Raw genomic sequence first — 25,804 nt, 5'->3', positions numbered from 1 at the left:
AGAATGAGTCTTTTTCCCCTTGTGCCCGGCCGGCGGCCTGAAGCTAATCAAAATCCGGCGGCGGCTGTTTTGCCTTGTTTTGCCGGCGGGTGAAGGAGGTCTCCAGCATCTTCAGATAGTTACGCAGGTTTGGCGGCAAATACAGCAATAATTTTATTTCTTGCAGCAGCGAGCCCCTTTTTTAGCATGCTTGTTCAACCGAATCATAGCATAGATAATTTCTTTATATTCATCTGGCAGATTGGGTATTTCCTCTGTAAGATCAATGGGCGCCAGGGACGACGGCTTCGGGGTGTAATCATCCGCGATGCCTAATAGATAATCAGAAGATGTTTCATATAGATTTGCAAGAATGACTAGTGTGTCGAGATCCGGAGCGCTGACATTATTTTCATAACCGGACAAGGTCTTGTTATTAATCCCAGTGAGTTGATAGACCTCAACCTGAGTCAGATTCTGGCGCTCCCGGGCGAGTTTCAGCCTTGATGCAATTTTGGGATTCACTGGTATGCCTCCTTTATTATATTTTAGCTTTTCTTAAGGTCTAATAGGGGATATTCTTAGTATTTTTGAAATAATCCATTGACATTCTTAGAAACAAAGAAATATAATTATAAGTGCAATACTTGACGAAAAAAAGTAATTTATGTTGAATCGCGCAAGCCGCCGGCACCTGTGTCTGCCGAGTCAGGCTGTTGCTAACCAGATATATTTTTTTTGCGACAATAAATAATGAGGATGGGCTGGTGTTGGTGAGATGCGGTTAAGTTTGGGTGTTAAGACGATTGGCTTTTTTTTGCTGGTAGTGCTGATCAATGGGATTGGCTCCGGCATCACCGTATATAAAGTGAGTCAGGCCGATCAAATCATGCAAGGGCTGCAGGAACGTGATCTGCCCCGGCTGCTGCAGACCAATACGGTAACATTCAATTCAGCCGCTCAGGTTAGCGCTATCAGGGGCTATTTGCTGACCGGCAATCAGGCCATGCTTGATGAAGCCCGGCAGCTGGCCGGGGAGAATGAAAAACTTACAGGGGAACTGCTGGCCTCTGCCGCCACCGACGAAGGGCGCAGACTTGTCGGCGAACTGCAGGGCTTAGCGAGAAACTATCAGGAGATTGCGGAAAATAAGATCATTCCCCTGAAAATAGCCGGTAAAAACGAAGAGGCGGTCAGTATGGTCGGCCGGGAACTTACACCGGCAGCCCTGGCTCTTACGGGAAAAGCCCAGGAATATACAGCGTACCGGGAGCAACAGATGAAGCTAAGCTTTAACCGGACAAGCGCCGATATGCATGCGACCAGGTCATACAGTACGGTTCTTTGCCTGCTGAGTATGGCGGTCAGTATTCTGATCGGTTTTTTCAGCGCCCGCGCCATTACCCGGCCTGTCGGCCGGCTGGTGGCAACTGCCGGTGAGATTGCGGCCGGTAAGCTGAATCATACGATTGAGGTGCAGTATCAGGATGAAATCGGCGATTTGCAGCAGGCGTTCAAGAATATGGTGCAGAATCTGCGGGCCGTGGTCCGGAATGTCCAGGCCAATGCCGAGCAGGTTGCCTCTTCGTCGGAAGAGCTTACTGCCAGTGCCGAGCAGGCGGCCAGGGCTGCCAACCAGGTAACCGATACGGCCACGAAAGTAGCCCAGGGGGCGGACCGGCAGCTGGCAGCAGTTAATGAAACCATGCAGGTAGTGGAGCAAATGTCGGCCGGGATTCAACAGATCGCCGCTAATGCGGATATGGTGGCGGCAAATTCCGACCGGACAGCACAAGCGGCAGCCAGCGGCCGGCAGGAGGTGGACCAGGCCATTAAGCAAATGGCGGCCATTGAAAATACGGTCAGGCATTCGGCGGCGGCGGTTGCCGGCCTTGGGGCCCGTTCGCAGGAGATCGGCCAGATTATTGCCACTATTGCCGGTATTGCCGGCCAGACCAACCTGCTGGCATTAAATGCCGCGATTGAAGCAGCCCGGGCCGGTGAACAGGGCCGGGGTTTTGCCGTGGTGGCGGAAGAAGTCCGGAAGCTGGCTGAACAGTCCCAGGAGGCGGCCAAGCAAATAGCGGCTTTGATTGGGCAGATACAGGCCGATACGGGGCAGGCGGTCGAGGCCATGGAGGCCGGCACGCGGGAGACCCGGGAAGGGACGGCGGTAATCAATAGCACCGGCGAGGTTTTCAGCTCGATTGTGAGCTTAATTGAGCAGCAATCCACGCAAGTCAGGGAGATCTCAGCGGCCATTCAGCAGCTGGCGGGCGGCAGCCAGCACATCGTGACCGCTGTCAGGCAAATTGATCATGTCAGTAAGGAGGCCACAGGACATACTGAGTCGGTAACGGCGGCTACCCAGGAACAAGCGGCGGCAACGCAAGAGATTGCCGCCGCCAGTGAGGCGTTGGCAAAAATGGCGGAAGAATTGCAAAATACAGCCAAACGATTTATAATTTGATAGAGAAATCACGGCGTTTTGGCGGCAGCGCAAGCCGGGGCTGCCTTTATTCAGACCCGCTGTATTTGGCTGGATAAAACAAAAATTGACCTGCCGTGGATGGAGGCAGCGTATGGAACAGAGCTTTCAGCTAGCGGCATCAATATTAAATTATGTTTCGGATCTTATCTGGCTGAAGGATATACATGGCCGTTATCTTGTTGTCAGCGATTCTTTTAATACCTTGTTCGGATTGCCCAAAAACTATGTAATCGGCAAGACAGACTTTGACTTCCAGCCGGCCGAGCGGGCGGCCGATTTCCAGAAGCAGGATCAGCTGGTTTGTCAGCAGCGGTTGACGGCCACTTTTAAAGAGTATCAGATCGCCGCCGACGGCAAAAAGCATTTTTTTGAGATCAGCAAGCTGCCTGTTTGCGATGAAACCGGCCAGGTTACCGGCATTATCGGTATCGGGCGGGATATTACCAGTCAGATCCGCATCAAGGAATATCTGGAATACTTCAGTTATTATGACCCTCTGACCGGTCTGTATAACCGCAACTACTTTGAGGAGATGCCCTATAAGCTGTACAAGCGGCAGGTACAGGCCGCCGGGGTGCTGGTCTGTGACATCGACAATCTGAAACTGGTCAATGATCTTATTGGCCGCGAGGCCGGGGACGAGTGGCTGAAAGCAGTAGCCGGCATAATCAAAAATGCCGTTAGTGAGCAGGGCATTGCCGTCCGTACCGGCGGTGACGAATTTGCCGTTGTTATCTTTCATGCCACCCCGGAAATCATGGATTCCGTCAGCCGGCGCATCAGGCGGCAACTGGCGGAAACCAATAAGCAGGAGCAATTGCTGCCGTTACATATGGCAATTGGCCAGGCTGTCGGCGATTTAGCAGAGCATGACTTCTTCTCGCTGGTTAAAAGAGCCGAAGCGGGGATGTACCGGGAAAAGATGCAGCATATGCAGCAGATGAGCGCCAGCCTGCTGGATGCTGTGATTAAGCCGCTGCTGCTGCGGGATGCCGGTCTGGGCCGGCCGGGCGAGCGCATCCGGCACCACGCCGCCCGTCTGGGGGCCGTTCTTGGCTTTACAGAAGAAAGAATAAAACTGGTACGGCTGTTTGCCCGGTTTCACGATATCGGCAAAATTATGATCCCCGCGAATATTTTGCAAAAAAACGGGCCCTTAACGGCCGATGAGTGGGCTGTTGTGCAGCGCCATCCCGAGACCGGCTTCCATCTGGCCAGGCTGACGGCCGAACTGGCCCCGGTTGCCGACTGGATTCTTAAACACCATGAATGGTGGAACGGGTCAGGCTATCCGCTGGGGCTTACAGGCCGGGACATACCGGTTGAGGCGCGAATTATTCAAATCGTGAACGCCTATGACGTTATGACCTATGGCCGCCCCTACCGCCAAGCCATACCTCCCGCTGCCGCGGTGGCAGAATTGCAGGGATTGGCCGGGGTTAAATTTGACCCTGAGCTGGTGCCGCGTTTTATTGAGCTGCTTGACCGGCCGGCGGAGCAGAGTGGTGTTTCCAATATATAATAAGTAGCGCCAAGCTTCAAGCGGGTGTTGCCTATTTACGCAAAATAGTCAATAGGGCCAGAGTCCCTATTGACTGTTTTTTGGATTTTGGGGCTAAAGAGACGGTAGAGCGGCCAATATCATTAAGTTAAAGCAAAAAAGATAAATCCGCAAAAGAACCGAGTACGAAAAAAGCGTACCCGGTTCTTTTGCCTGGAAAGGAGTTCTAGCCTATGACCGTACATGTCTCCCGCAGTTCACGGTTTTCCCGCTCTAGTTCTCTCAGCGCCTCAGCGTCCGGGCTGAGCTTGCCGCTGCCGGGAAAAGGGGAATTAGGGGGGCTGGGCAAAGCCCTGTTGATCTGTTGGCGGTACTGCTTTGGTGTCATTCCACATTTATTTTTAAAACTGGTAATAAAGCTACTACTGTTACCATAGCCAACCTGCAGGGCGATAGTATTGATCATAAGATCAGTGGTTTTCAGCAGCAACTGGGCTCTTTCGATTCTTTTATCGCGGAGATAACCGTATAAGGTAGTGCCAAACACGGCCTTAAATCCCAGTTTTAATTTATAGGGATTGAGATAAAGTTCTTTTGAAAGCTTAGCAATTGAGGGCGGAGCAGTCATATTGTCCAGTAGCAACTGCTTTGCCAGATTTAATTGGCTAAGGTCAGTAGGGCTTAATTTCAACGCAGCGTTTGGAGTCGATCGTAACGAGAGCCTTGCCAAACAATAGGCTAACAGTTCAATCACTGCGGCCTGTAGGGTAAGATTATGAATAGTATCATCAGCCTGGGAACAATTAAGCATTTTTTCCAGGAGGATTTTAACGTCAGGGCTGGATTCAATAAAAACCGGGCCGCCGCCGCAGGCTTTACGGAATTGATTGATTTTGACAATCATAGCGGTGGTGGTTTTGCCTAATGAATCGATAAAGGCAGGGTGAATGTTAATCGCGATATAGCTTACTGTTTCATTTTTAGGGTGGGTAACCTGACCGGCGGCTTGTTTCGAAACATTAAAGAAATATTCACCGGAGGTTACCCGATGGTGGTTTTTGCTGTTGGCATCGTAAATTTCTAGATAACCCGCCTGGATATACACAAGTTCGAAAAAGTTATTGTCAACTTTAAATGTATAAACGAAATCTTCATGGAGGCGCATACTGGAAACAGAAACACCGAGCCCCTGTTTATAAGTATAGCGCTTTACATATCCTTTACCGTAATGACCGGCTACTTTAAATTCATAATAATCTTTGCCGCTTTCAGTAATAGCAGCAATACGGAAGAACTTGGCGTCAAAAGGATTAAAATTCGGCGGATTAGACATTTTCATCTCCTTACTATTTACTATTTAAGTTAATTATTTTCAATAAAGTATTTTTTGTTTTGTTGTAAGTATTTTCCCGCAATTTTGGATTGACTGCATATATCTGGGAATTTTATAATATGATACGAAATCGTTCTGAGAAGTATTATCAAATAGCAATGGCGCTCATGTTGGACTAATAAGTTATCTTATGTCAATGATTTTTGGAAAAATGTTATGAAAAGAGGGACGCTGATGGGGCATGACCACGAACCTTGATCCATTCGGGTATGGTATGAACAGTTGCTGATATGCAGAAAAAGGGCTTCAGGGCTGGTTGTTATTAACCATGAACAAAGGTTACTGCCCAGGCTTGACCGGACTCAAACGAGGAAATCCGCATCCGCAACGCTACGGGATATTGTTAAAAATAGGGAAGAGGGGATAATCATTGATGAAAAAAATGCTTGGGAGTGCTCTAGGAATACTCATTAGCGCCAGCATGTCCGGTACGGTACTGGCCGAGCCGGCCGGTTTATTCTCGGTGATGCCGGCGAATCATTGGTCGTATGCCGCCGTTTCGCAACTAGCGAAAAACGGTCTTGTCGAAGGATTTGGCGGTAGTGTTTATCGCGATGATGTTATACTAACCCGCTGCGAAATGGCCGCTATCACCGCTAAGGCCATGGCAAAAGCAGATAAAGCTACTCCTGAGGAAAAAGTAATCATTGATAACTTGGCTAAAGAATTTGCAGCAGAATTAGATATCAACAGGACGGATAATAGCAGGAAGGTGGAACAACGCCTAGATAAACTGGAAAAAGGCAAACCCTCTATTAAGTTATCAGGCGATGCCCGGATACGTTATCAAACCAACTGGAACCAGGGGGCCAAGGATAAAGACAATAGTTCTACCACACGCCTGCAGCAGCGGGTGCGGCTGAACTTCTCTTCAGAGATCGCCGATCATTTAACCATTCTCGGACGCCTCAATGCCACGAATGAATCCAACAAACGCGTTGTTGCCAACAGTTATAAGACATCCAAAACCAATAGTCCAACCTTCGACCGGGCAGAGTTACTATGGAAAAACAGGCAAGCAACCACCTCTTTTGGACGGTTTATACCCTCCCTGGGCCAGGGAATGATCTGGGATTATAATTCGATAGATGGTTTTTTCACAACCTATGATTTTGGGCAAGGACAAGTATCAGCCGGTTATGGTGATTTATCGGCCTATACAGGCAGCGGGTTTACAACCAATGCATTTTTAGCTAACCTTAGAGTAAAAGTGGCGCCTAATGCCAATCTAACAATAGGCCATTTAAATACGATGACAACCAACGATCCCTACAGCGCCTATTTTAATCAAACGGCCTACGGTTTTCAGGCCAAGAGCGGCGAAATGACGATTACCGGGGAATATATTAAAAATAGTGATGGTGAATTGCCCGCAGGCGCTCAGGATCATGGTTACTGGGGCAGAGTATTGTGGAAGGGTATTAACAACAATAAACCCGGCACCTACGGAATCAGCCTGGACTATTTGCACTTAGGAAACTATGCGGTAAATTCCTACTGGAATCCTGGCCTCATGGTTGTAAGCGGCGGTAACGGCAGCGGCAAAGACGGTGCTAAAGGTTACGGCCTCGGTTTCCAATATGTATTTGTAAAAAATGCGAATTTTGAGGCCCGGTATTATAATCTGAAGCCCTATGATAGCAATGAGGCAGATTTTAGCAAATATAAACCGTCGTACCATCTAATTACAAATTATCGATTTTAAGCTTGTGTTTTGCCCATTTCACATTACCTTAAAGATTGACGCCGTTGTTAGGGCGCTCCAGGACTTTGCCAATGTTGAAACTCTTTGAAAAAAGATGAAGTCAATGATAATGTCGGGTGGGTTAGCACTTCCATTTTACCGCTTTTCAGGGTGTTTTTGTACTGTTACCATCTTCAAACTTATGGTTTTGAAGCATTTTTATCTACGAAACTTGAGTTAATGTACTTCTTGAGTAGTCATACCGATTGCAGTTATACATTCTAAAGGTCTTACCGGAGGAAAATATAAATAGCTTGACATGCTTATGTCAAAATGCTACCATTTTAGTAAAAGAATGGCAGGAATGACAATATAATATATATTTCGAGACAGGTGCCCGCATGGGCTTAAAAGGGAAGACCGGTGTAAAACCGGCGCGGTCCCGCCACTGTAAGGGGGAGCGAATCCAAAAATACCACTGGGTTGACAGCCCGGGAAGGTTTGGACAAGCGAAGATCCTAAGCCAGGAGCACTGCCTGTCTGACAGTCACCGTTTGACCCACGCGCGATGGGGAGGCGATTTCAGGTAATCTTTATTGCTGGTGCCCTGGCGGGTTTGGCTATGATTCAGGAAAAGATTATTTAGAAGAAAACCCCTTCCTTCGGTGTTGTCGAAAGGAGGGGGTTCTTTATGTTTTCAGGGCAAGCCTAACTAGTAAAAGAATGAAATAAGGGGGCGCAAAAGCTGATGGATTAGAAGCTTAAGGGGAGCTTAATTGCTGCGTCAATGATAATGATAATTAATATCTATTGAGAGTTATTGACTCCAGCTTGCAAAAATTTTTATACAATAGGTGCCCTTGATAAACCGGGGCAATACTCGCCAAACTTGCTAAATTTGTACAAGTTAGCTCTTGCCACATTACTAGTACTTCATCTTTCTTAAAAGCGAGGGAATAGTTTGCGTAGATTTTTTCGCAATGCAAGGCGGAGGACGCTAACTGATTCAGTAAGATCTGCTTTCATAAGGCCGGTAGGTGATGGGTCTCTTATTACTTGCGCGGGCCGCACATATCGGACATATGTAAGGCGACGACAACGCAGCAGTGCGGGAAAAGATACGCAAAATATCCTTGGTTTTGAGGGAGATGAAGTACTGCGTACAGCTGAATTCTCTCTATTAGGCCATCACGAGTATGGGTCCTGACTCAATCTCACTAACAGTGGGAAGATAAGCCCTGACGGGTAATTGGAGGATCTATGAGAGACAAATACCAATTTTTACTGGCGTTAAAGCTGCTGGAATGTGAAATCAGAGAATTAACGATGTATTCCCAGCAGTGTTGTGATTGTTTTGAGCTACTGAAAAGCAAACTTGATGCCCTTTGTCAATTCATGACTTTTGAAGAAAATCAAAAACAATGGCAATTGTGGGAGGCGCAGGCGGATATCAGAGAATACTCCGAGTGTTTGCGTGAAACCTCAATAAAAGCGTTATGCAATATCGAGAAATATCAATCGGTTTTGACTTGCAATAAGGCCTTAAATCTCAGTGAATATATTGAATCACTGGCGAATTCGGCCAAGCTTGAACTGGAAAAGTCCGGTATTGATCATACATCCAAGGTGTTGTTTATCGGTATGGGGGCCTTCCCTGTGTCGGCGATTACCATTGCGCAGGAGACAAAGGCGGAAGTTATGGGCTTGGATATTGATGCCGAGGCGGTTGCCCTGGCCCGTGAACTGGCGAAAAGTGTCGGTCTTGATTCGATTATCCAGTTTTCCAATGCCAGCCTGCAGGACTTGGCCTTTAGTAAATCAGCCACTCACGTGATTATCGCTTCTTTGGTCAAGAACAAGCTTGAGATCCTGGCCAATGTAAAAGCAACAATGAAAAGCAATGCCAAAATTATTGTGCGTTATGGCAACGGCTTAAAATCAATTTTTAATTATCCTCTGGAAATTAATCTGTCTTCAGAATGGAAGCAAACAAAACTCAGCCAACATAAGAATATCTATGACACTATCATTTTAGAAAAACCGAGATTGCCGGCCTGATTTCTGAAACCTGGCAAGCTGTTTCCGACTACATGGTATAAAGAAAGCACGGCTTGCGCCGAGCCTGTGGCGAAAGCGGAAGCCGATGCTGCCCTTATCCAGGGAAAGTTACCCTTTCTATCAGGACAAGAAAGGAAGGCAAAAGCGATATGGCAACACCTTTTGGCAACACCCTGCTGGTCGGCACCGGACCGGCGGCTGTACAGGCCGCCGTTAATCTGGACGGCGGCTGGTGTGACCGGATCGGGCTGTTCACCCGGAGCGGGCCCCGCACCGACAGGCTTAAACAAGAGCTGCAGCAAGCCGATTATCGGCTGCAGGCGACTGTGCAGAATGAAAAACACAGCCGCCTTGCCGGCCGGGCGCAGGTGCGGCATGTTTATGAACCGCACGACACCATGGAGGATATCTGGCAAACGTTAGTTATTTGCACGCCAAGCGACAGCTACCGGGAGGTGATCTGTTCCTTACGGCCCGAGGTGTTAGCGGCAGTGAAAACGATTATTCTGCTTTCACCCGGCATCGGCTCTAATTTGCTGGTGACCAGCCAGCTGCAGCCAATAAAGCCGGATACTGACGTGATCAGTTTTTCCACCTATTATGCGGCCACAAAATTTGTTGACGCCAGCGCCAGCCTGTTAGCAGTGCTGACGAAGGCTGTCAAAAAACGCATCTATGTTGGCGCCAGCAGGCCAGACAGCCCTGCCCTGGAGGCGGTAAAAGGCTTTCTTGAAAGCCTGGGCATAGCCTGCACCGTTGTGAATCAGCCGCTGGAAGCCGAGAGTAGAAGCATTACCACCTATGTGCATCCGCCCTTTTTTATCAATGAATTCTCACTGGATGAGATTTTTAAGCTGACCACTTCGCAAAAGTCGCTGTACAAGCTCTACCCGGAGGGGCCGGTCAGCCAGCATTCGATTCGGGTCATGGTTTTATTATGGAAAGAGATTGGTGCTCTGCTGCAAAGCTTTGGGGCCCAGCCGCTTAATCTATTAAAATTTTTAAATGATGATAATTATCCGGTGCATGAATACACGCTGTCTCGTGAGGATATTGAGACTTTTATGGAGGCAGAGCAAATACGGCAGGAATATCTTTTGTACATAAGATATTCGGCCATTTTGATCGACCCGTTTTCGGTTCCGGACAGCCAAGGGAAATACTTTGATTTTTCGGCCGTCCCGTATCAACAAATTTACCGGAACCGGGAAGGCAAATGGCTTGTGCCCAGAATCCCGCTGGAGGATTATCAAAAACTCAAGCTTATTTATCAGTTAGGCCGGGTCAGACAGCTGCCTATGCCCCAGACCCTGGCGTTAATCACAATGTTTGAGGACAAGGTGAAGAACTTTCAGGCAGAAAACGGGGCGGATTGTTTTGCCCAAAAAATCATAAACGGTAAGGCGGAACAGGAGGCCCTGGCCATATTGGCGGAAATCAAGCGGCAAAACATTAACTAACTGCAAACAAACAAGGATGGTGATAGCTATGAAAACAAAAATGCTTTTCATTTGTCTGCTGGCCATTTTTTCGGTGCTGCTGGTGGGCTGCGGCAGCCAGCAGGCGGCGACAACCGGCGAAAAAACGGAAATCCGCTTTAAAGATATCTTAGACCGGGAAATTGTGCTGGACAAGCCGGCGCAGAAGGTTTTTCTCGGTTTTTACTATGAAAATTTCCTGGCTATTGGCGGCCCTGACGCTTTTGATAAGGTAGCGGCCATGTCTAAAGGAGAATGGCGCGACTTTTTTTACTCCTCCTGGCTGAAATACTCCAAATCCCTGCCCCGCCTGGAAAAGATTATTGATACAGGCTCCATTTATACCGGGACCTTCAGCATGGAGACAGCCATTGCCGCCCGCCCCGATGTGGCGATTGTTGCCCCGTTCCAGTTTGACACACTGGGGGAAAACGTGAAGAAGCTGGAAGATGCGGGGATAAAAGTCGTGGTTGTCGATTATAACGCGCAAACGGTGGATAAGCATGTGGCCAGCACCCTCATTATCGGCAAGGTTATGGGAAATGAAGAGCGGGCCCGCAAGCTGGCCGATGAATACAAGGCTGCGGTGGAAGACGTTAAACAACGGGTGGCCAAGGCCGCGGAAAAACCCAAACGGGTCTATTTTGAACTGGGCAATATGGAACCGACCGAATACGGCAACAGCTATGGCAATTATATGTGGGGGAGCATGGTGGCCCTGGCCGGCGGGGAGAACATAGCCGCCGGCAAGGTGAAAAGTTATGGCGCCCTCAGCCCGGAATATATTTTGTCCTCTGATCCGGAGATTATCTTTTTTGCCGGTCTAAACTGGGCCAAGACCGAAAAAAAATGCATTCTAATGGGGTTTGATATTCCGGTCGAAACCACCCACCAGCGCCTCCAGCCCTATAAGCAGCGGCCAGGCTGGGATAAGCTGACCGCCGTCAGGCAAAATCAGATTTACAGTGTCGACCATGCCGGGCTGCGGACCCTCTATGATTATGTATATTTGCAATATATAGCCAAAACCTTGCACCCCGAGGCCTTTAAGGATGTTGACCCGGTTGCCAATCATAAGAATTTTTACCGGCAATACCTGCCGGTGGAGCCGGTCGGCAGCTTTATGACCAAATTACCTGACTAAGAAAGGACAGCTTTATGAAAAATTCCGATACTATGGCAATAGCAACTGAAAGCAACACGGTTAAAGGCTATGAGATTTACCGGCAAATTAATAAGCGGCGCCAGGCCGTGTTTGTCATTACTTTATGCAGCCTGATTCTGGGTTTTTTGGTTGATTTGATGACAGGGCCGTCGTGGCTGACACTGCCTGATGTGGTCACAGCGCTGCAGCTGGGGCCGCAGGGGGAAACGATCGCCAGTGCCATCGTCTGGTCTGTCAGGCTGCCAATGACCTTAACCTGCCTGGCCGTGGGGGCTTCGCTTGGCTTGGCCGGCACCCAGATGCAGACGATTCTGTCCAATCCCCTGGCAAGCCCGTATACGCTGGGGATTTCTTCGGCTGCCGGCTTTGGGGCCGCCATCGCCTTTTTGACAGGGTTCCCCTTTGTGGGCGCCCAGTGGCTGAATGTGTCGCTGTCGGCCACGATGATGGCTTTTCTGGGCAGCTTCGCCATTTATATGCTGGGGCGGGCCAAGGGCATGCAGGCCAGGACCATGATTTTATGCGGCATTGTGGTGCACTTCTTTTTTCAGGCCCTCCAGTCCCTGGTGCAATTCCGGTCGACGCCGGAGGTTGCCTCCCAGATTGTCTACTGGATGTTCGGCAGCCTGCTGAAGGCCAGTTGGACAGGCGTCGCTGTCAGCAGCCTGATTTTTCTGGTAACAGCCCTGCTGGCCTCCCGTTATGTCTGGCAGCTTACGGCACTGTCGGCCGGAGAGGAACGGGCCCGCAGCTTAGGGATCAATACCGAGCGGCTGCGGCTGCAGGTGTTCTTTTTCAGTGCCCTGCTTACCGCCGGGGCCGTGGCCTTCGTCGGGACTGTCGGCTTTATCGGCCTGGTGGCGCCGCACTGCGCCCGGATGCTGGTGGGCGAGGACCAGCGGTATCTGTCGCCCATGTCCATCCTGTTCGGAGTACTGCTGATGGTGCTGGCCTCTATCGCCGCCAAGGTCATTATCCCCGGCGTCATCGTGCCGATTGGTATCGTTACCTCGCTGGTCGGGGTGCCGTTCCTGCTGTACTTAATCATGAAAAGGAGTGAGTTTAAATGATCACAATGCAGCTTTCTGATATTGGCGTATGCTATGAGGAAAAAACCGTCATCAAGAATATTTCGGTCGCCTTGCAAGGCGGGAAGCTGACAGCGATTATTGGTCCTAACGGCACCGGCAAAACAACGCTGATTAAAGCGATTGCCCGCTTGATTAAACATGAGGGGCGGGTCATTTTGCAGGAGGCTGACGGCAGTCCCTTGTCCTGGGAGCAGGTAGCCTATGTGCCCCAAATGGCAAACACCGCCACCAATTTGTCGGTGTTCGAAATGGTGCTGCTGGGACGGGTGAAAGACCTTGGCTGGAAGGTCGAGCGGCATCATCTGGAGGCTGTGACGCAGATCCTCAGGGAACTGGGCTTATTGTCCCTCAGCTATGCCCCTTTTTCCCGGCTGAGCGGGGGCCAGCGCCAACTGGTGACAATGGCCCAGGCGCTGGTTTCCAAGCCGCGGGTCTTATTGCTTGACGAACCTACCAGCGCTTTGGACCTGCGCCACCAGCTTGAGGTGATGGAAATTGCCCAGCGCTATACCAGGCAAAACGGGACAATCACCCTGGTGGTTCTCCATGATCTGGCCCTGGCGGCCCGGTACAGCGACCATATTTTCTTATTGCATGACGGGGCTTTGGCCAAAGCCGGTTTACCGGTGGAGGTGTTGGATGCCCGTCTGCTGCAGCAGGTGTATCAGGTTGAGGTCGACGTCAGTATCAGTACCGGCGGCTATACCACGGTGACGCCGATCCGACCCAGTGAGGCCTGTTAAACAGGCCTGCTGGTAAGCACCAGACCCTGGCATACTCTGGGGAGATTGGAGAAGAAAAAATGCAAAATGGCGTAATCATGGCACTTTTGTCTTCCCTGGTATTTAGCATTATGAACGCCCTGGTTAAAGCAGTCAGCTTGTCGGTTCCCGCGGTAGAGGTAGTGTTTTTCCGCAGCATTATCGGTACGGTCATTATCTATTACCTGATGCGCCGGGAAAAGGTGGCGTTTTCGACCGAAGGTGTGCCTGCGCTTGCTTTGCGCGGGATATTGGGCGCTTTGTACATGATTACTTATTTTTATACCATTTCGAAAATACCCTTGATCGATACGATTATTCTGGTTAATCTGTCACCGGTATTTGTTATGATCTTCGCGGCTATTTTCCTGAAGGAGAAACTGGCGCGCCGGACCTTGCTGTGGCTGCCGGTGGTTTTTCTGGGCGCCGTATTGACGATTAAACCCTTTAATTTTTCCAGCTATTCGCCTGACGCCCTCTTTGGCGTGTTAAGCGCGGTGTTTTCTGCCGGTGCCGGCATTGCCATCCGCTATCTGAGCAAAAAGCACCATACCTATGAGATCATTTTCTATTTTATGATAACTGCCACCCTGGTATCGATACCGCTGATGTGGCAGGACTTTGTCCTGCCTGACCGGCTGGAGCTGTTTTATCTATTGTGCATTGGCGTTGTTTCGCTGCTGGGACAGGTATTTTTGACCAAAGCCTTCACCCATGAGAATGCGGTGGTTGTGGAAGTGGTCCGCTATATCGGGATTGTCTTTAACGCCGGCTGGGGCTACCTCTTCTGGGCCGAGGTGCCTGATGCCCTGACTGTGGCGGGGGGCGCCCTGATTGTCGGGGCTTGTATCGCCTTGTCACGTAAAAAGTAATGTTGGCCCAGGGATTAAAAGCCGCGGCTGCCGTGTAACGTTAAGTTTCGCGGCTTTTAGTTTAGAAACAAGGGGACAGGGATTATGTTTCATTTGGCCGGCAGTTGGCTGCTGCCGGTCCGGACATGGCCCCGGCAGAGAGGATGAAATGCTAGCTGACGGTCTGCTTAAAGGTGCGGATTGTCAGCTTTTCTGCGGTTGTACTCCGCCGGGAACGCAGCTTTATCGACAGTGAAAAGGAGATAATGAACAAAATATATCTTGAATAAGGGTGATTATTGTATAAGTTTTTTATTTACATAGTAAAACGGTGTAAAGTTGTAAAAAATAAAGTGATATTTATTTTTTGTGCAAAAAAAAAGGATTTTCAAAATTTTCCTAAAATATATATAGCGAATTGTCTTTTTTAAAAATACATAAGCAAGTCATCCCGATGGGGATGGAATGCTTGACCCGCTGGCCCTGCTGCTGGGCCGGTCAGGGTGTGTTATAGAATCAATTGGATGGAGGGAAGCATGATGGGTAAAGAATTGGACTACAGTGCGGGAATTGCCATCAGGGACTGTATGGCAGTTAAAGCAGGGGAAACGGTGCTGGTGGTCGTTGATGAACCGACCCGCACCATTGGCCGGGCTTTGTGGGAACAAGCGCGGCAGGCCGGGGCCGAAGCAATTTATATGGAGATGACGCCCCGGAAGAACGACGGGGTTGAGCCGCCGGCCCCTGTTGCCGCCGCGATGAAACAGGCGGCGGTGGTGCTGGCACCTACATCCCGCTCCCTGTCGCATACGGTCGCCCGGAAAGAGGCCAATCAGGCCGGTGCGCGTATCGCCACCCTGCCGGGGATTACCGAAGCGATTATGACGCGGGCTTTAAGCGCCGATTATCAGCAGATCGCTGCCGTCAGCAAAAAGTTTGCGGCGGTTCTTAGTGCGGGAAAAACGGCGCATATAACGACACCGGCCGGCACCGACCTGACCCTGTCTCTGGCAGGGCGGGAGGGCCAGCCCGATACCGGTATCAATCACCAGGCCGGGGATTTCAGCAATTTGCCGGCCGGCGAGGCCTATATTGCGCCGCTGGAGGAAACAGCCGAGGGCCTGCTGGTGATTGACGGGGCAATGGCCGGTATCGGCGTGCTGACAGAGCCAATTAGCATGACGGTGGAAAAAGGGTATGTTACAAGTTTTGCCGGCGGTGAGGCCGCGGCCAAATTGGAAGCCATGCTGGCCGAATATGGCCGGCCGGCACGGAATATTGCCGAGCTGGGCATTGGCACCAATGACAAAGCCACCCTCTGCGGCCAGGTGCTGGAGGACGAGAAGGTAATGGGGACGGTGCATGTTGCCCTCGGCAACAGCGCCTCTTTTGGCGGCAAAGTCCAGGTATCTATCCACCTTGATGGTATCTTAACCAAGCCGACGCTGACCATTGACGGCCAGGTCGTCATTAAGGACGGGCAGCATCTGATCTGACGCCAGCCTAATAATAGTTGGCCCGCTGGCTGGCAGCCGACCGTTTTTGCATAAAGTGTTAACCCGCACTTTATGCTTTTTTATGGCATTTGTCCACTCCCAGGAGAGGAATTAAATGAGGCATGGAGAAATATGGTATTAAGAGTGGACGTTTACGTCTGCCGGACAAAGGCAGCCGGGGAGGGTTGTGTGTGGTGAAGGTTCGTAATTTAATCACAGGCAACGATTGGAGTATCAGCAGCCGGGAAATGCAGGATATTTTGAACTCAACCCATGACGCCATTATTGCTGTCAATAAAAAGGGGATCATCATCCTGTTTAACACGGCGGCGGAGCGCTTGCTGGGGATTGCGGCCTGGAAGGCCTATGGCGAATATGCCCGGGACATTATTCCCGGCTCACGCCTGCACTGTGTGCTGGAGACCGGTCTGCCTGAGCTTAACCAGCGGCAGGAGACCGGTGATGCTTGTATCCTGACCAACCGGGTTCCGGTCCGGGATGCGGATAACCGGATTGTGGGGGCGGTGGCCGTATTCCGGGATATGACGGAGATCCGCCAGCTGGCCGAGGAGATAACCTGCATCAAAGAAATGAAAAAATTGCTGGAGGCGATTATTAATACCTCGCAGGATGTCATTTCCGTTGTCGATGACCAGGGAAAGATTATCATGGTCAACCCGGCCTATACGCGGCTGATCGGAATGCGTAAGGAAGAGGTCATGGGCAAGTCACCCACCGTGGATATCCGCCAGGGCGAGAGTGTCCACCTGCGTGTCATGCAATCGATGGAGGCGGTGCGGGGCGTGCCGCTCAAGGTCGGACCGGCCAACCGTGAGGTCATTATCAACGCGGCGCCCCTGATCGTCGACGGCCGGCTGCGCGGCAGTGTGGCCATGGCGCATGATATTTCCGAGTATAAATTTCTGTCCGCCGGCCTTAACCAGGTGCACAGCCTGATGCAGCAGGGGCAGGCCCGGTATACTTTTAATGATATTGTGGCCAGCGGGCCGGTTATGCGGGCGGCGGTGGAAAATGCCTGCCGGGCGGCGCTGACACCGGCAACTGTGCTGCTGGCGGGGGAGAGCGGGACCGGCAAAGAACTGTTCGCCCATGCCATCCACAGTGCCAGCCAGCGGAAATGCCGCCGGTTTATCCGGGTCAATTGCGCAGCAATACCGGAAACGCTGCTGGAGAGCGAGTTGTTTGGCTATGAGGCCGGTGCTTTCAGCGGCGCGCTTAAGAGCGGTAAAAAAGGGCTGTTTGAAGAGGCTGACAGCGGCACTCTGTTTTTGGATGAGATTGGCGAGATTCCGCCTTCGCTGCAGGTGAAACTGCTGCGCGTGCTGCAGGAGCGGGAGATAACCCGGGTGGGCGGTGTCAGGGCCTTTGCGCTTGATTTGCGGATTATCGCCGCCACCAATAAGAATCTGGAAGAAGAAGTGAAAAAAGGCAACTTCCGCAAAGACCTTTTTTACCGGATTAGTGTGTTGCCGATTACAATCCCCCCGCTGCGCCAGCGGCTGGGCGACCTGCCGGAGCTGGCCAGGCATCTGCTGACAAAACTCAACCGGGAATACGGGCGCAGCGTGCAGGGGATTGCCGACGATGCGGCGGCCGTGCTGGCTGCCTACAACTGGCCGGGCAATGTACGGGAACTGGAGAATGTTCTTGGCCGGGCGCTGATTAATATGCACTTTAATGAATATACGATTCTGGCGGCGCACTTACCGCCCCTTGTTACCGGGGACAGTGTCAGGGCAGAGCGGGAAAACCCGGCCGGGGCAGCCGCCGCCCGCCGGACGCTGGCCGAAATACTGGAAGAGGCGGAACGGCGGGCCATTGCCGGTGCCATTGCCGGCTGCGGGGGCAACCGGGCTGAAGCCGCCCGCCAGCTTAATGTTTCGTTGCGCACCCTGTACTATAAGCTGGAGAAATATGGCCTGAGCAGCAGCAGCCCGGCTTAACCGGGGCTGCAAAATAGTTCACTGCAGGATTTTGCAATAGCTGCAAAGTCTTGCAGTGAATTTTCTTTATTTCTGCGGCCGGCACAGGGTTGGCGGGCTTGTTGGGTCTGGCATATTTCTTGCGTTTAATGATAGGCAGATGGATAACTCACTTTTACAGGAGGGGATTGTAATGGGAATTTTTACAAGGATGGAGCAGCATGGGTACGAACAACTGGTGTTTTGCCACGATCCGGCTTCCGGCCTGAAAGCCATTATCTGCATTCATGACACCACGCTGGGACCGGCGCTGGGCGGCACCCGGATGTGGCAGTATGAATGCGAGGAAGAGGCCATAACCGATGTCGTGCGCCTGGCCCGGGGCATGACCTATAAAAACGCTGCCGCCGGGCTTAATATCGGCGGCGGCAAAGCAGTGATTATCGGCAATTCCAAAACCGATAAAAGTGAAGCCTTGTTCCGGGCCTTTGGCCGTTTCGTCCAGAGTCTGAACGGGCGGTATATTACCTCGGAAGATGTCGGCACCGCTGTCGAAGATATGGATTATATCCGCATTGAAACCGCCCATGTGGTGGGCCGGGGCGTGGCCGATCCCTCGCCTGTCACCGCCTATGGCACCTGGAAAGGGATGAAAGCCTGTGCCGCCGAGGTGTGGGGAACCGATTCGCTGCAGGGGAAAACAGTGGCGGTTCAGGGCCTTGGCCATGTGGGCTACACCCTTTGCCAGCATCTTCACGACGAAGGCGCCAAGCTGATTGTGACTGACATCAGTGAGGAGAATGTCAGCCGCATTGTTGCCGATTTTGGCGCCCGGGCGGTTGCGCCGCAGGAGATCTATGGGGTGGCGTGCGATATCTTTGCCCCCTGCGCCCTGGGGGCTGTAGTCAATGACGAAACCCTGCCCCGGTTGCAGTGCCGGGTTATTGCCGGGGCTGCCAACAATCAGCTGCAGGAAACGCGCCATGGCGATCTGCTGCAGGACCGGGGAATTCTGTATGCGCCTGATTTTATTATCAATGCCGGCGGCGTTATCAATGTGGCTGATGAACTGCAGCAGGGCGGTTATAACCGTGAGCGGGCCCTGCGAAAGGTAGACGGTATTTATCATAATATCGCCCAGGTCATCGCCATTGCCAAACGCGAAGGGATTCCGACCTATAAAGCGGCCGATATTTTGGCGGAAGCCCGGATTGCCCTGATCGGCAAGGTGAAAAAAACGCTGTTGCCATAGTCCGTTCATACCACCCCTCCCTGCACCGGGATCATTGCTGGCATTTGTATTATAGCTGTTAGCGGCGCTGGGGAGGGGATTGTTGTCATAAGGTCGCCATAAGGGAAAGCTAAAAAGGAAAATAACCGAATATTCTGAGATGATAGGAGGGAAATACATGAGTCTGTTTCGTAAAAAAGATATTGCGGAACTGATCCGGACCAGCGAAAGAAATGGGTTGAGGAAGACTCTGGGGGCGACTGATCTGGTTTTATTAGGCATCGGTTGTATCATTGGCACCGGCATTTTTGTGCTTACCGGGGTTGCGGCGGCCAAATACGCCGGGCCCGGCATCATGCTGTCCTTTGTTTTGTCCGGGCTGGCCTGCGCCTTTGCCGCCTTAGCCTATTCCGAACTATCCTCCATGGTGCCGGTCACCGGCAGCGCGTATACGTTTGCTTATGTGTCGATGGGAGAGGTGGTGGCCTTTGCCGTCGGCTGGGCGCTGATTTGTGAATACACGATCGGCTCGGCGGCGGTGGCAGCCGGCTGGTCAGGCTATATGGTCGGCCTGCTCAAGTCCGCCGGCATTGTTTTGCCCACGGCCTGGACGGCGGTCCCGGCTGACGGCGGTATCCTCAATGTGCCGGCGGTTTTAATTACTGCTTTCCTTACTTATTTATTGATGCTGGGGACCAGAGAGAGCGCCAGACTCAACAAAATTTTGGTTTTTATTAAACTAGCCTGTATCGGTTTTTTCCTGTTTCTGGCCACTCCGCATGTCGACCCGTTAAACTGGCAGCCGTTTCTGCCTTTTGGCTGGGGTGGCGTGGCTACCGGTGCCGCCATCGTATTTTTTGCTTATATCGGTTTTGATACCGTGTCCACCGCCGCGGAAGAATGCAAAAATCCCAACCGGGATGTGCCGATCGGCATTGTCGGCTCGCTGGTTATCTGCACTGTGCTCTATATTGCCGTTGCGGCTGTCCTGACCGGGGTTGTGCCTTATTCCAGCCTGAACAACAGCGAACCGGTGGCTTATGCGTTGCGGGCCATTGGGATGAATTTCGGCAGTGCCCTTGTGGCCCTGGGGGCTATCTGCGGCATCACCACCGTCCTATTGGTCTTTATGTATGGCCAGACCCGGGTATTTTTGGCAATGGCCCGGGACGGCATGATTCCGCAAAGCCTGGTGAAGATTCATCCTAAATATAATACACCCCATGTGATTACATTGCTGGCCGGAGCCGTAGTGGCGGTGCTGAGCGGCTTGCTGCCGATCAACATTATTGCCGAACTCTGCAATATGGGAACCCTCTTTGCCTTTATTCTGGTGTCGATTGGCGTGGGGGTGCTTCGCCGGACCCAGCCCGATGTGCCCAGGCCTTTCCGCTGCCCGGCTGTTGGTGTGGTTGTGCCGCTGGCCGTCCTGCTGTGCGGGTATCTTATGCTCAATCTGCCGGTAGAAACCCTGACCTTCTTTGCGGTCTGGTATGTAATCGGCATGATCGTGTATTTTACCTATAGCCGCAAAAACAGCACCATGGCCTCAAAACCTGCCGACGGCTCGCCCCATGACTGAACGTAAGGGTGATAAGCCCTTGACTTTTATCCAAGGAGGAAGTGTTTATGCCCAGACCGGTCTTCCAGGCGGACAGATGCAAAGGCTGTGAGCTGTGCCGCGACGCCTGTCCCCAAAAACTAATTGTTATGGCCGACACGTTTAACCGTAAAGGCTATCATCCGGCGACCTGCCGGGATGAGGACCAGTGCAGCGGCTGCGCGCTGTGCGCCCGCACCTGTCCTGATGTGGTGATTGCTATTTACAAATAAGATAGGGAGTGAAGAAGTGTCAGAAAATCTATTGATGAAAGGCAACGAGGCCCTTGGCGAAGCTGCTGTTGCCGCCGGCTGCCGGTATTATTTCGGCTATCCGATTACGCCGCAGTCGGAGTTGATTGAATATATGGCTAAGCGTCTGCCCCAGGTCGGCGGCACATTTTTACAGGCCGAAAGCGAAGTGGCGGCCATTAATATGACCTATGGCGCCGCCAGTGCCGGGGCCAGGGTTATGACCTCGTCGTCAAGCCCGGGCATCAGTTTAAAACAGGAAGGCATCTCCTATATCGCCGCCGCCCAGCTGCCCTGCGTCATTGTGAATGTGATGCGAGGCGGGCCCGGTCTTGGCGGCATCCAGCCGGGGCAGGCCGATTACTTTCAGGCAACCAAAGGCGGCGGCCATGGCGATTACCATACCATTGTCCTTGCCCCCAACAGTGTGCAGGAAATGGCCGATCTTACCATCCAGGCGTTTAATCTGGCCGATCAATACCGGAATCCGGTGCTGATTCTGGTTGACGGCGCCCTGGGGCAAATGATGGAGCCTGTGAGTTTTGCCGATCGCCCGGTGATCGCAGTAGAGAAACCCTGGGCGATTACCGGCAGCGGCGAGCGGGCAACCCCGAATAAAATTAATACGGTTGTCCTCAATCCTGAAGGACTGGAACAGGTAAACCTACAATTGCAGGCAAAATATGCCCGGCTGCAAGAGCGGGAAACCCGCTGGGAGCAAATCGGCACCGCAGACGCCGAGCTGGTGCTGGTAGCTTATGGCATAACCGCCCGCATCGCTTATTCGGCCATGGAAATGGCGCAGGCGGCCGGGTTGAAGGTAGGCTTGTTCCGCCCTGTTACCCTCTGGCCGTTTCCCAAGGCCGCCCTGGCTGCGGCGACCGCTAACGCCGCAGCTGTGCTGACGCTGGAACTGAGCGCCGGCCAGATGGTGGAAGATGTCAATCTGGCTATTCAATGTTCCAAACCAGTATACTTTTATGGCCGCACCGGGGGCATGCTGCCCACGCCCGGGGAGATTTACGGGCAGATTACGGCTATATTGGCAGCCAAGGGAGGGAACTAGCATGGAAGAAAGGGTGTTTGCGCGGCCCCAGGCACTGACTGATGTGGAAACCCATTATTGTCCGGGCTGCCAGCACGGCATTATTCACCGGCTGGTGGCAGAGGTTATTGATGAACTGGACATCCGTAAAAAAACAATCGGGGTCGTGCCTGTGGGCTGTTCGGTGTTGGCGGATCAGTATTTTAATATTGACGCCATTAACGCGGCCCACGGCCGGGCCCCGGCTGTGGCGACCGGATTGAAGCGGGTGCAGCCGGATAAGGTGGTGTTTACCTATCAGGGCGACGGTGACATCGCGGCCATCGGCATGGCGGAAACAGTGCATGCGGCCGCACGGGGCGAAAACATTACTATTGTATTTGTGAATAACGCGATTTATGGCATGACCGGCGGGCAAATGGCGCCGACAACCCTGGTTGGCCAGGTCACGGCGACCTCGCCGGCCGGGCGCAGGCCGGAAGTGGCCGGCTCCCCCATTCGCCTGTCCGAGATGCTGGCGACCCTGGACGGGGCCAGGTATATTGCCCGGGTTTCCGTTAATAATCCCGGCAACATCGTCAAGGCGAAAGCTGCCATCAAAACCGCTTTTGCCGTGCAGCTCCGGGGAGAAGGCTTTGCTCTGGTTGAGGTGCTTTCCACCTGCCCGACCAACTGGGGCAAGTCGCCGCTGGAGGCGAAAAAATGGCTGAATGAGAATATGCTGCCCCAATTTCCCCTTGGCATTTATAAAGATGCGGCCGGAGGTGGACAGCAATGAGGCATGAAATTATTATGTCCGGTTTTGGCGGCCAGGGGGTCATGGTGATGGGGCAGCTCCTGACCTATGCCGGCATGCTCGAACAGAAGAGAGTTACCTGGATGCCGTCCTATGGTCCGGAAATGAGAGGGGGTACGGCCAACTGCTCGGTGATTATCGCTGATGGGCCGATTGGTTCGCCGGTTATTAGTGAAGCCACCGCCGCCGTGGTCATGAACCTGCCGTCTTTAGACCGGTTCGAGGCGGCCGTGAAAGCCGGCGGGGTGCTGATTGTCAACAGTTCCCTGATCGATAAAGCCGTGGCACGGCAGGACATCAGGGTCTATCGGGTGCCGATCAATGAAATCGCCAATGACCTGGGGAATGTGAAAATGATTAATATGGTCGCGCTGGGGGCGCTGCTGGCTGCCACCGGTGTGGTGGCGGAGGAATCGGTTATTGCCGCCTTTGCCCAAAAATTCGCCGCCAAACCGCAACTGGTGGCGGTGAATCAGGCGGCTTTGCGCCAGGGCTGGCTTTACAGCCGGGACCATGGGCCCCAGGCCCGGCCGGCCGGTTAACGATAGGAACCAAGCCCCTGCTGTTGCCATTGGCAACAGCAGGGGCTAACATCTCGGGCGCTCGATCTTTAGCATGGGGTGCTGTCTGGTGCTGTTATCTAATCTCGATCCGGCTGGGTTGGCCGGGTTTTTTCGTTTCTTTCGGCAACGTTACTCTCAGCACCCCGTTGTCAAAGGCTGCTTCAATGCCGTCCTGCCGGACATTGTCAATGAAAAACGCCCGCCGGAATTCACCGTATTTGCGTTCCCGCCGCACGTAAGCGCCGGTTTTATTTTCAACAACATCCTCCCGTTTGGCCGAAATGGTCAGATAATTATTGGCGTAGTCGACCTCAATGGCCTCTTTGTTAATGCCCGGCAAATCGGCGTCAATCAGATAGGCAGCCTCCGTCTCGGTGAGGTCCACCTGGAAGGACTGGCCGCCACTGGGCGCAAAGGGGGCAAAAAAATCTTCATTAAAGAAGTTTTCGACCAGTTGATTAAAGTAGTCACCACGTTTCACCAGATTGTTGCTGTTTTTGCGGAACGGTACCAGATCAAACATAATCTCAACCTCCAGTAATATAATTTATTTGCCTGCGGTTTAGCAGGTTTCCTTAGCTTTATGATAGCATAAAGTCAGTAAAGGTCAAAAGGTAATATAAAATCAAATAAGGCCAATTTGATACATTACGACGAATTATTTTACATTATCTGGGCAAAGCGCAAAATTACGTTGGCTTGCTTACTGTTCTAGATAAGTGCCGGCCGGTGCGGGCACGGCTGGGTTAGTAAGGCAATTCGCCGGCAGAGAGGTCAGTTAATGATTAGGCTGAGCAGCCGGTTCCTTTGCCGGCTGTGTAAGCCTGTTTAACTGCAGGGCTGTTGCCAACGTCATCCGCGTTTCGTAGGAATCAAGTGATATTTCCAGGATTTGCTCAATCCGTTGCTTGCGCAGCTGGATGGTTTTGTGATGCAGATACATCTGGTTGCCGATTTCTTTAAAGCTTAAACCGGCAAGGAGCTTTTCCAGGGTTTCCACAAGATTGATGCCTTCTGTTTGATCATGCTCAATAAGCGGACCAATTGTTTTTTTAATATAGTTGTTCGCTTCTTCTGTTCTGGCAAAGGGGGCTAACACCTGATAAATACCACAATCATCGTAGTGATAAAGCTGCTGGCCGGGCCAGATGCGGGTGCCAATCGCCACCGCCGCCTCCGCATTATGCAGCCGGCTGGCAAACAGGCTTAAGCCGGCGGCAAAGTTGGCAATCCCAATGATAAGCCGGAGATCGGGGAAATGGAGGGATAATTCTCTGGCATACTCGCCGGCTGCTTTCCGTTCGGCTGTTTTCCGGTCAGGGGCTTTCGGTACCGGGAATATAAGCGCAATACCGCCGGCTGTTTCCCAGGCCGTTGTGTTTTCCTTCCGGCTGAGGAAATCAATCACCCCGTCAATAAGCTGTTGTTTGCGGTGCAAATTATGTTCATCAGTGACCAGTGTATCCAGGTTGGCCGCCATTAGCACCAGGCAGGAGAAATTGGCGGGGATGAAAATTTTGTTCTGCCTGGCTACCTGGAACATCTCCGGCTCACTGACATTTTTGTCGAGGATCAGCTTATTAAAAAAATCGGCTTTTTTTCTTCGTTCATATGCCTGCTGGACAAGGCTCTCGTTTTTTTTGCGTTCGCTGATATCCCTGGTTACGCCCAGGAAGCCGACGAAGTCCCCTTCCTCGTTGCTGGCAATGCTTACCAGTGATTCTGTCCAGATCACTTTTTGATTTTGCCGGACCTGATCGCTCTCAATGACGACCGGTTTTTCGCCGGTCGCTGCACCGGCAAAGGCCAGTGTGGCCTCGGAAAAAATTGCCTGTAAGAGCGGCAACGGTGTTTCCGCTGCTGTTTTTCCGGTAAACTCTTCCGGCAGATAGCCTGTCAGCTTGGTTATTGACGGGCTGATGTAACAGATTTTCATCGTCTTGTCGATCAGCCAGATTACATCATCGGTATTTTCCGCAATCAGCCTGTATTTTCTTTCACTTTCGGCAATGGCAGCCTGGCTTTTTTTCAGTTCGCCAATATAGCGCTGTTCGTTTTCCGTCGCCTGCTGCAGCCGGATGATCATAGTATTGAAAGATAAAGAAAAATCCCCCATAAAATCAACACGCTGGCTGTAATCGCCTGCAGCCACCATGCTGGTCTGCCAGGTCAGATGCCTGAGATTGGCCTGCAGGGCTTTCAGGGCTCCCGGCAGGTAGCCGCGCAGCCCTAAGGTTTGGGATAAATCCCCGGTAGATAACGTGTTGGCAAATTCGCAGATGGCGGTAAGGTCACTGACTAATTGTCCCAGCAGCGGTGATTCAGCCGCGTAGTCTGCAAGTTCCGGCGGCAGTCCTTTTTTCTTAATCAGACTGTGGATGAGCTGTATTATTTCCTCTAATTCCGTCTTTAACTCCGGGTTCAAGC

Annotated in this window: 21 protein-coding genes and 1 riboswitch; of the genes, 17 read left to right on the top strand and 4 right to left on the bottom strand. The window is 51.9% G+C overall.

Going from position 1 to position 25,804, the window contains the following annotated elements; genetic code table 11:
* Positions 1-153: 153 nt before the first annotated feature.
* The gene (locus tag ACZ481_RS22100; RefSeq protein ID WP_464767491.1) at positions 154-504 is read right to left on the bottom strand and encodes a helix-turn-helix domain-containing protein; all 351 of its coding nucleotides are present in this window, start codon (positions 502-504) and stop codon (positions 154-156) included.
* Positions 505-757: 253 nt separating this feature from the next.
* On the opposite strand from ACZ481_RS22100, the gene ACZ481_RS22095 reads away from it, so the two are divergent.
* Positions 758-2,449, top strand: coding sequence for a methyl-accepting chemotaxis protein (locus tag ACZ481_RS22095; protein WP_464767490.1), 1,692 nt, complete (start codon positions 758-760; stop codon positions 2,447-2,449).
* Between the two features lie 112 nt (positions 2,450-2,561).
* Positions 2,562-3,992 carry an HD domain-containing phosphohydrolase gene (locus ACZ481_RS22090; RefSeq protein ID WP_464767489.1) on the top strand — a complete coding sequence of 477 codons (1,431 nt, stop codon included), beginning with the start codon at positions 2,562-2,564 and terminating at the stop codon, positions 3,990-3,992.
* A 205-nt stretch (positions 3,993-4,197) separates the two neighbouring features.
* Here ACZ481_RS22090 and ACZ481_RS22085 read toward each other — a convergent pair whose 3' ends face one another.
* Positions 4,198-5,304 (bottom strand): helix-turn-helix transcriptional regulator, encoded by a 1,107-nt coding sequence (locus ACZ481_RS22085; RefSeq protein WP_464767488.1) that lies wholly within the window; start codon positions 5,302-5,304, stop codon positions 4,198-4,200.
* 433 nt (positions 5,305-5,737) lie between these two features.
* On the opposite strand from ACZ481_RS22085, the gene ACZ481_RS22080 reads away from it, so the two are divergent.
* The 15 genes from ACZ481_RS22080 (at position 5,738) to ACZ481_RS22010 (ending at position 23,356) form a co-directional block, all read left to right on the top strand.
* Positions 5,738-7,069: a hypothetical protein gene (locus tag ACZ481_RS22080; RefSeq protein ID WP_464767487.1), complete on the top strand. Its 1,332-nt coding sequence runs from the start codon at positions 5,738-5,740 to the stop codon at positions 7,067-7,069.
* A 353-nt stretch (positions 7,070-7,422) separates the two neighbouring features.
* Positions 7,423-7,602, top strand: a riboswitch (cobalamin riboswitch).
* Positions 7,603-8,308: 706 nt separating this feature from the next.
* Positions 8,309-9,106, top strand: coding sequence for a nicotianamine synthase family protein (locus ACZ481_RS22075; RefSeq protein ID WP_464767486.1), 798 nt, complete (start codon positions 8,309-8,311; stop codon positions 9,104-9,106).
* 149 nt (positions 9,107-9,255) lie between these two features.
* Positions 9,256-10,566, top strand: a complete 1,311-nt coding sequence (locus tag ACZ481_RS22070; protein WP_464767485.1) for an opine metallophore biosynthesis dehydrogenase — start codon at positions 9,256-9,258, stop codon at positions 10,564-10,566.
* 28 nt (positions 10,567-10,594) lie between these two features.
* Positions 10,595-11,728, top strand: a complete 1,134-nt coding sequence (locus ACZ481_RS22065; protein WP_464767484.1) for an ABC transporter substrate-binding protein — start codon at positions 10,595-10,597, stop codon at positions 11,726-11,728.
* Positions 11,729-11,760: 32 nt separating this feature from the next.
* Positions 11,761-12,819, top strand: a complete 1,059-nt coding sequence (locus tag ACZ481_RS22060) for a FecCD family ABC transporter permease (protein ID WP_464767483.1) — start codon at positions 11,761-11,763, stop codon at positions 12,817-12,819.
* A complete protein-coding gene (locus ACZ481_RS22055) occupies positions 12,816-13,583 on the top strand; it encodes an ABC transporter ATP-binding protein (RefSeq protein WP_464767482.1) in 768 nt (255 codons plus the stop codon). The genes ACZ481_RS22060 and ACZ481_RS22055 overlap by 4 nt, the downstream gene beginning before the upstream one ends.
* 59 nt (positions 13,584-13,642) lie before the next feature.
* Positions 13,643-14,473, top strand: a complete 831-nt coding sequence (locus ACZ481_RS22050; protein WP_464767481.1) for a DMT family transporter — start codon at positions 13,643-13,645, stop codon at positions 14,471-14,473.
* Positions 14,474-14,988: 515 nt separating this feature from the next.
* Entirely contained in the window at positions 14,989-15,948 is a 960-nt protein-coding gene (locus ACZ481_RS22045) for an aminopeptidase (RefSeq protein ID WP_464767480.1), read from the top strand.
* A 191-nt stretch (positions 15,949-16,139) separates the two neighbouring features.
* Positions 16,140-17,912: a sigma 54-interacting transcriptional regulator gene (locus ACZ481_RS22040; protein ID WP_464767479.1), complete on the top strand. Its 1,773-nt coding sequence runs from the start codon at positions 16,140-16,142 to the stop codon at positions 17,910-17,912.
* Positions 17,913-18,084: 172 nt separating this feature from the next.
* The gene (locus tag ACZ481_RS22035; protein ID WP_464767478.1) at positions 18,085-19,143 is read left to right on the top strand and encodes a Glu/Leu/Phe/Val family dehydrogenase; all 1,059 of its coding nucleotides are present in this window, start codon (positions 18,085-18,087) and stop codon (positions 19,141-19,143) included.
* 157 nt (positions 19,144-19,300) lie between these two features.
* Positions 19,301-20,704, top strand: coding sequence for an amino acid permease (locus tag ACZ481_RS22030; RefSeq protein WP_464767477.1), 1,404 nt, complete (start codon positions 19,301-19,303; stop codon positions 20,702-20,704).
* A 47-nt stretch (positions 20,705-20,751) separates the two neighbouring features.
* On the top strand, positions 20,752-20,955 hold the full coding sequence (locus ACZ481_RS22025) for a 4Fe-4S dicluster domain-containing protein (RefSeq protein ID WP_464767476.1): 204 nt from the start codon (positions 20,752-20,754) through the stop codon (positions 20,953-20,955).
* A gap of 16 nt (positions 20,956-20,971) precedes the next feature.
* Positions 20,972-22,039, top strand: coding sequence for a 3-methyl-2-oxobutanoate dehydrogenase subunit VorB (locus ACZ481_RS22020; RefSeq protein WP_464767475.1), 1,068 nt, complete (start codon positions 20,972-20,974; stop codon positions 22,037-22,039).
* 1 nt (position 22,040) lies between these two features.
* Positions 22,041-22,796, top strand: coding sequence for a thiamine pyrophosphate-dependent enzyme (locus ACZ481_RS22015; protein ID WP_464767474.1), 756 nt, complete (start codon positions 22,041-22,043; stop codon positions 22,794-22,796).
* On the top strand, positions 22,793-23,356 hold the full coding sequence (locus ACZ481_RS22010) for a 2-oxoacid:acceptor oxidoreductase family protein (RefSeq protein WP_464767473.1): 564 nt from the start codon (positions 22,793-22,795) through the stop codon (positions 23,354-23,356). The genes ACZ481_RS22015 and ACZ481_RS22010 overlap by 4 nt, the downstream gene beginning before the upstream one ends.
* Before the next feature lie 94 nt (positions 23,357-23,450).
* Here the strand turns inward: ACZ481_RS22010 and hsp18 are convergent, their stop codons facing one another.
* Together hsp18 and ACZ481_RS22000 are read right to left on the bottom strand one after the other, a co-directional pair.
* Entirely contained in the window at positions 23,451-23,900 is a 450-nt protein-coding gene (gene hsp18 / locus ACZ481_RS22005; RefSeq protein WP_464767472.1) for a heat shock protein Hsp18, read from the bottom strand.
* A 255-nt stretch (positions 23,901-24,155) separates the two neighbouring features.
* A complete protein-coding gene (locus ACZ481_RS22000) occupies positions 24,156-25,802 on the bottom strand; it encodes a PAS domain S-box protein (protein ID WP_464767471.1) in 1,647 nt (548 codons plus the stop codon).
* Positions 25,803-25,804 lie beyond the last annotated feature (2 nt).

Source organism: Sporomusa intestinalis (assembly GCF_055383785.1).
This window is presented reverse-complemented; position numbering and strand designations above follow the sequence as displayed.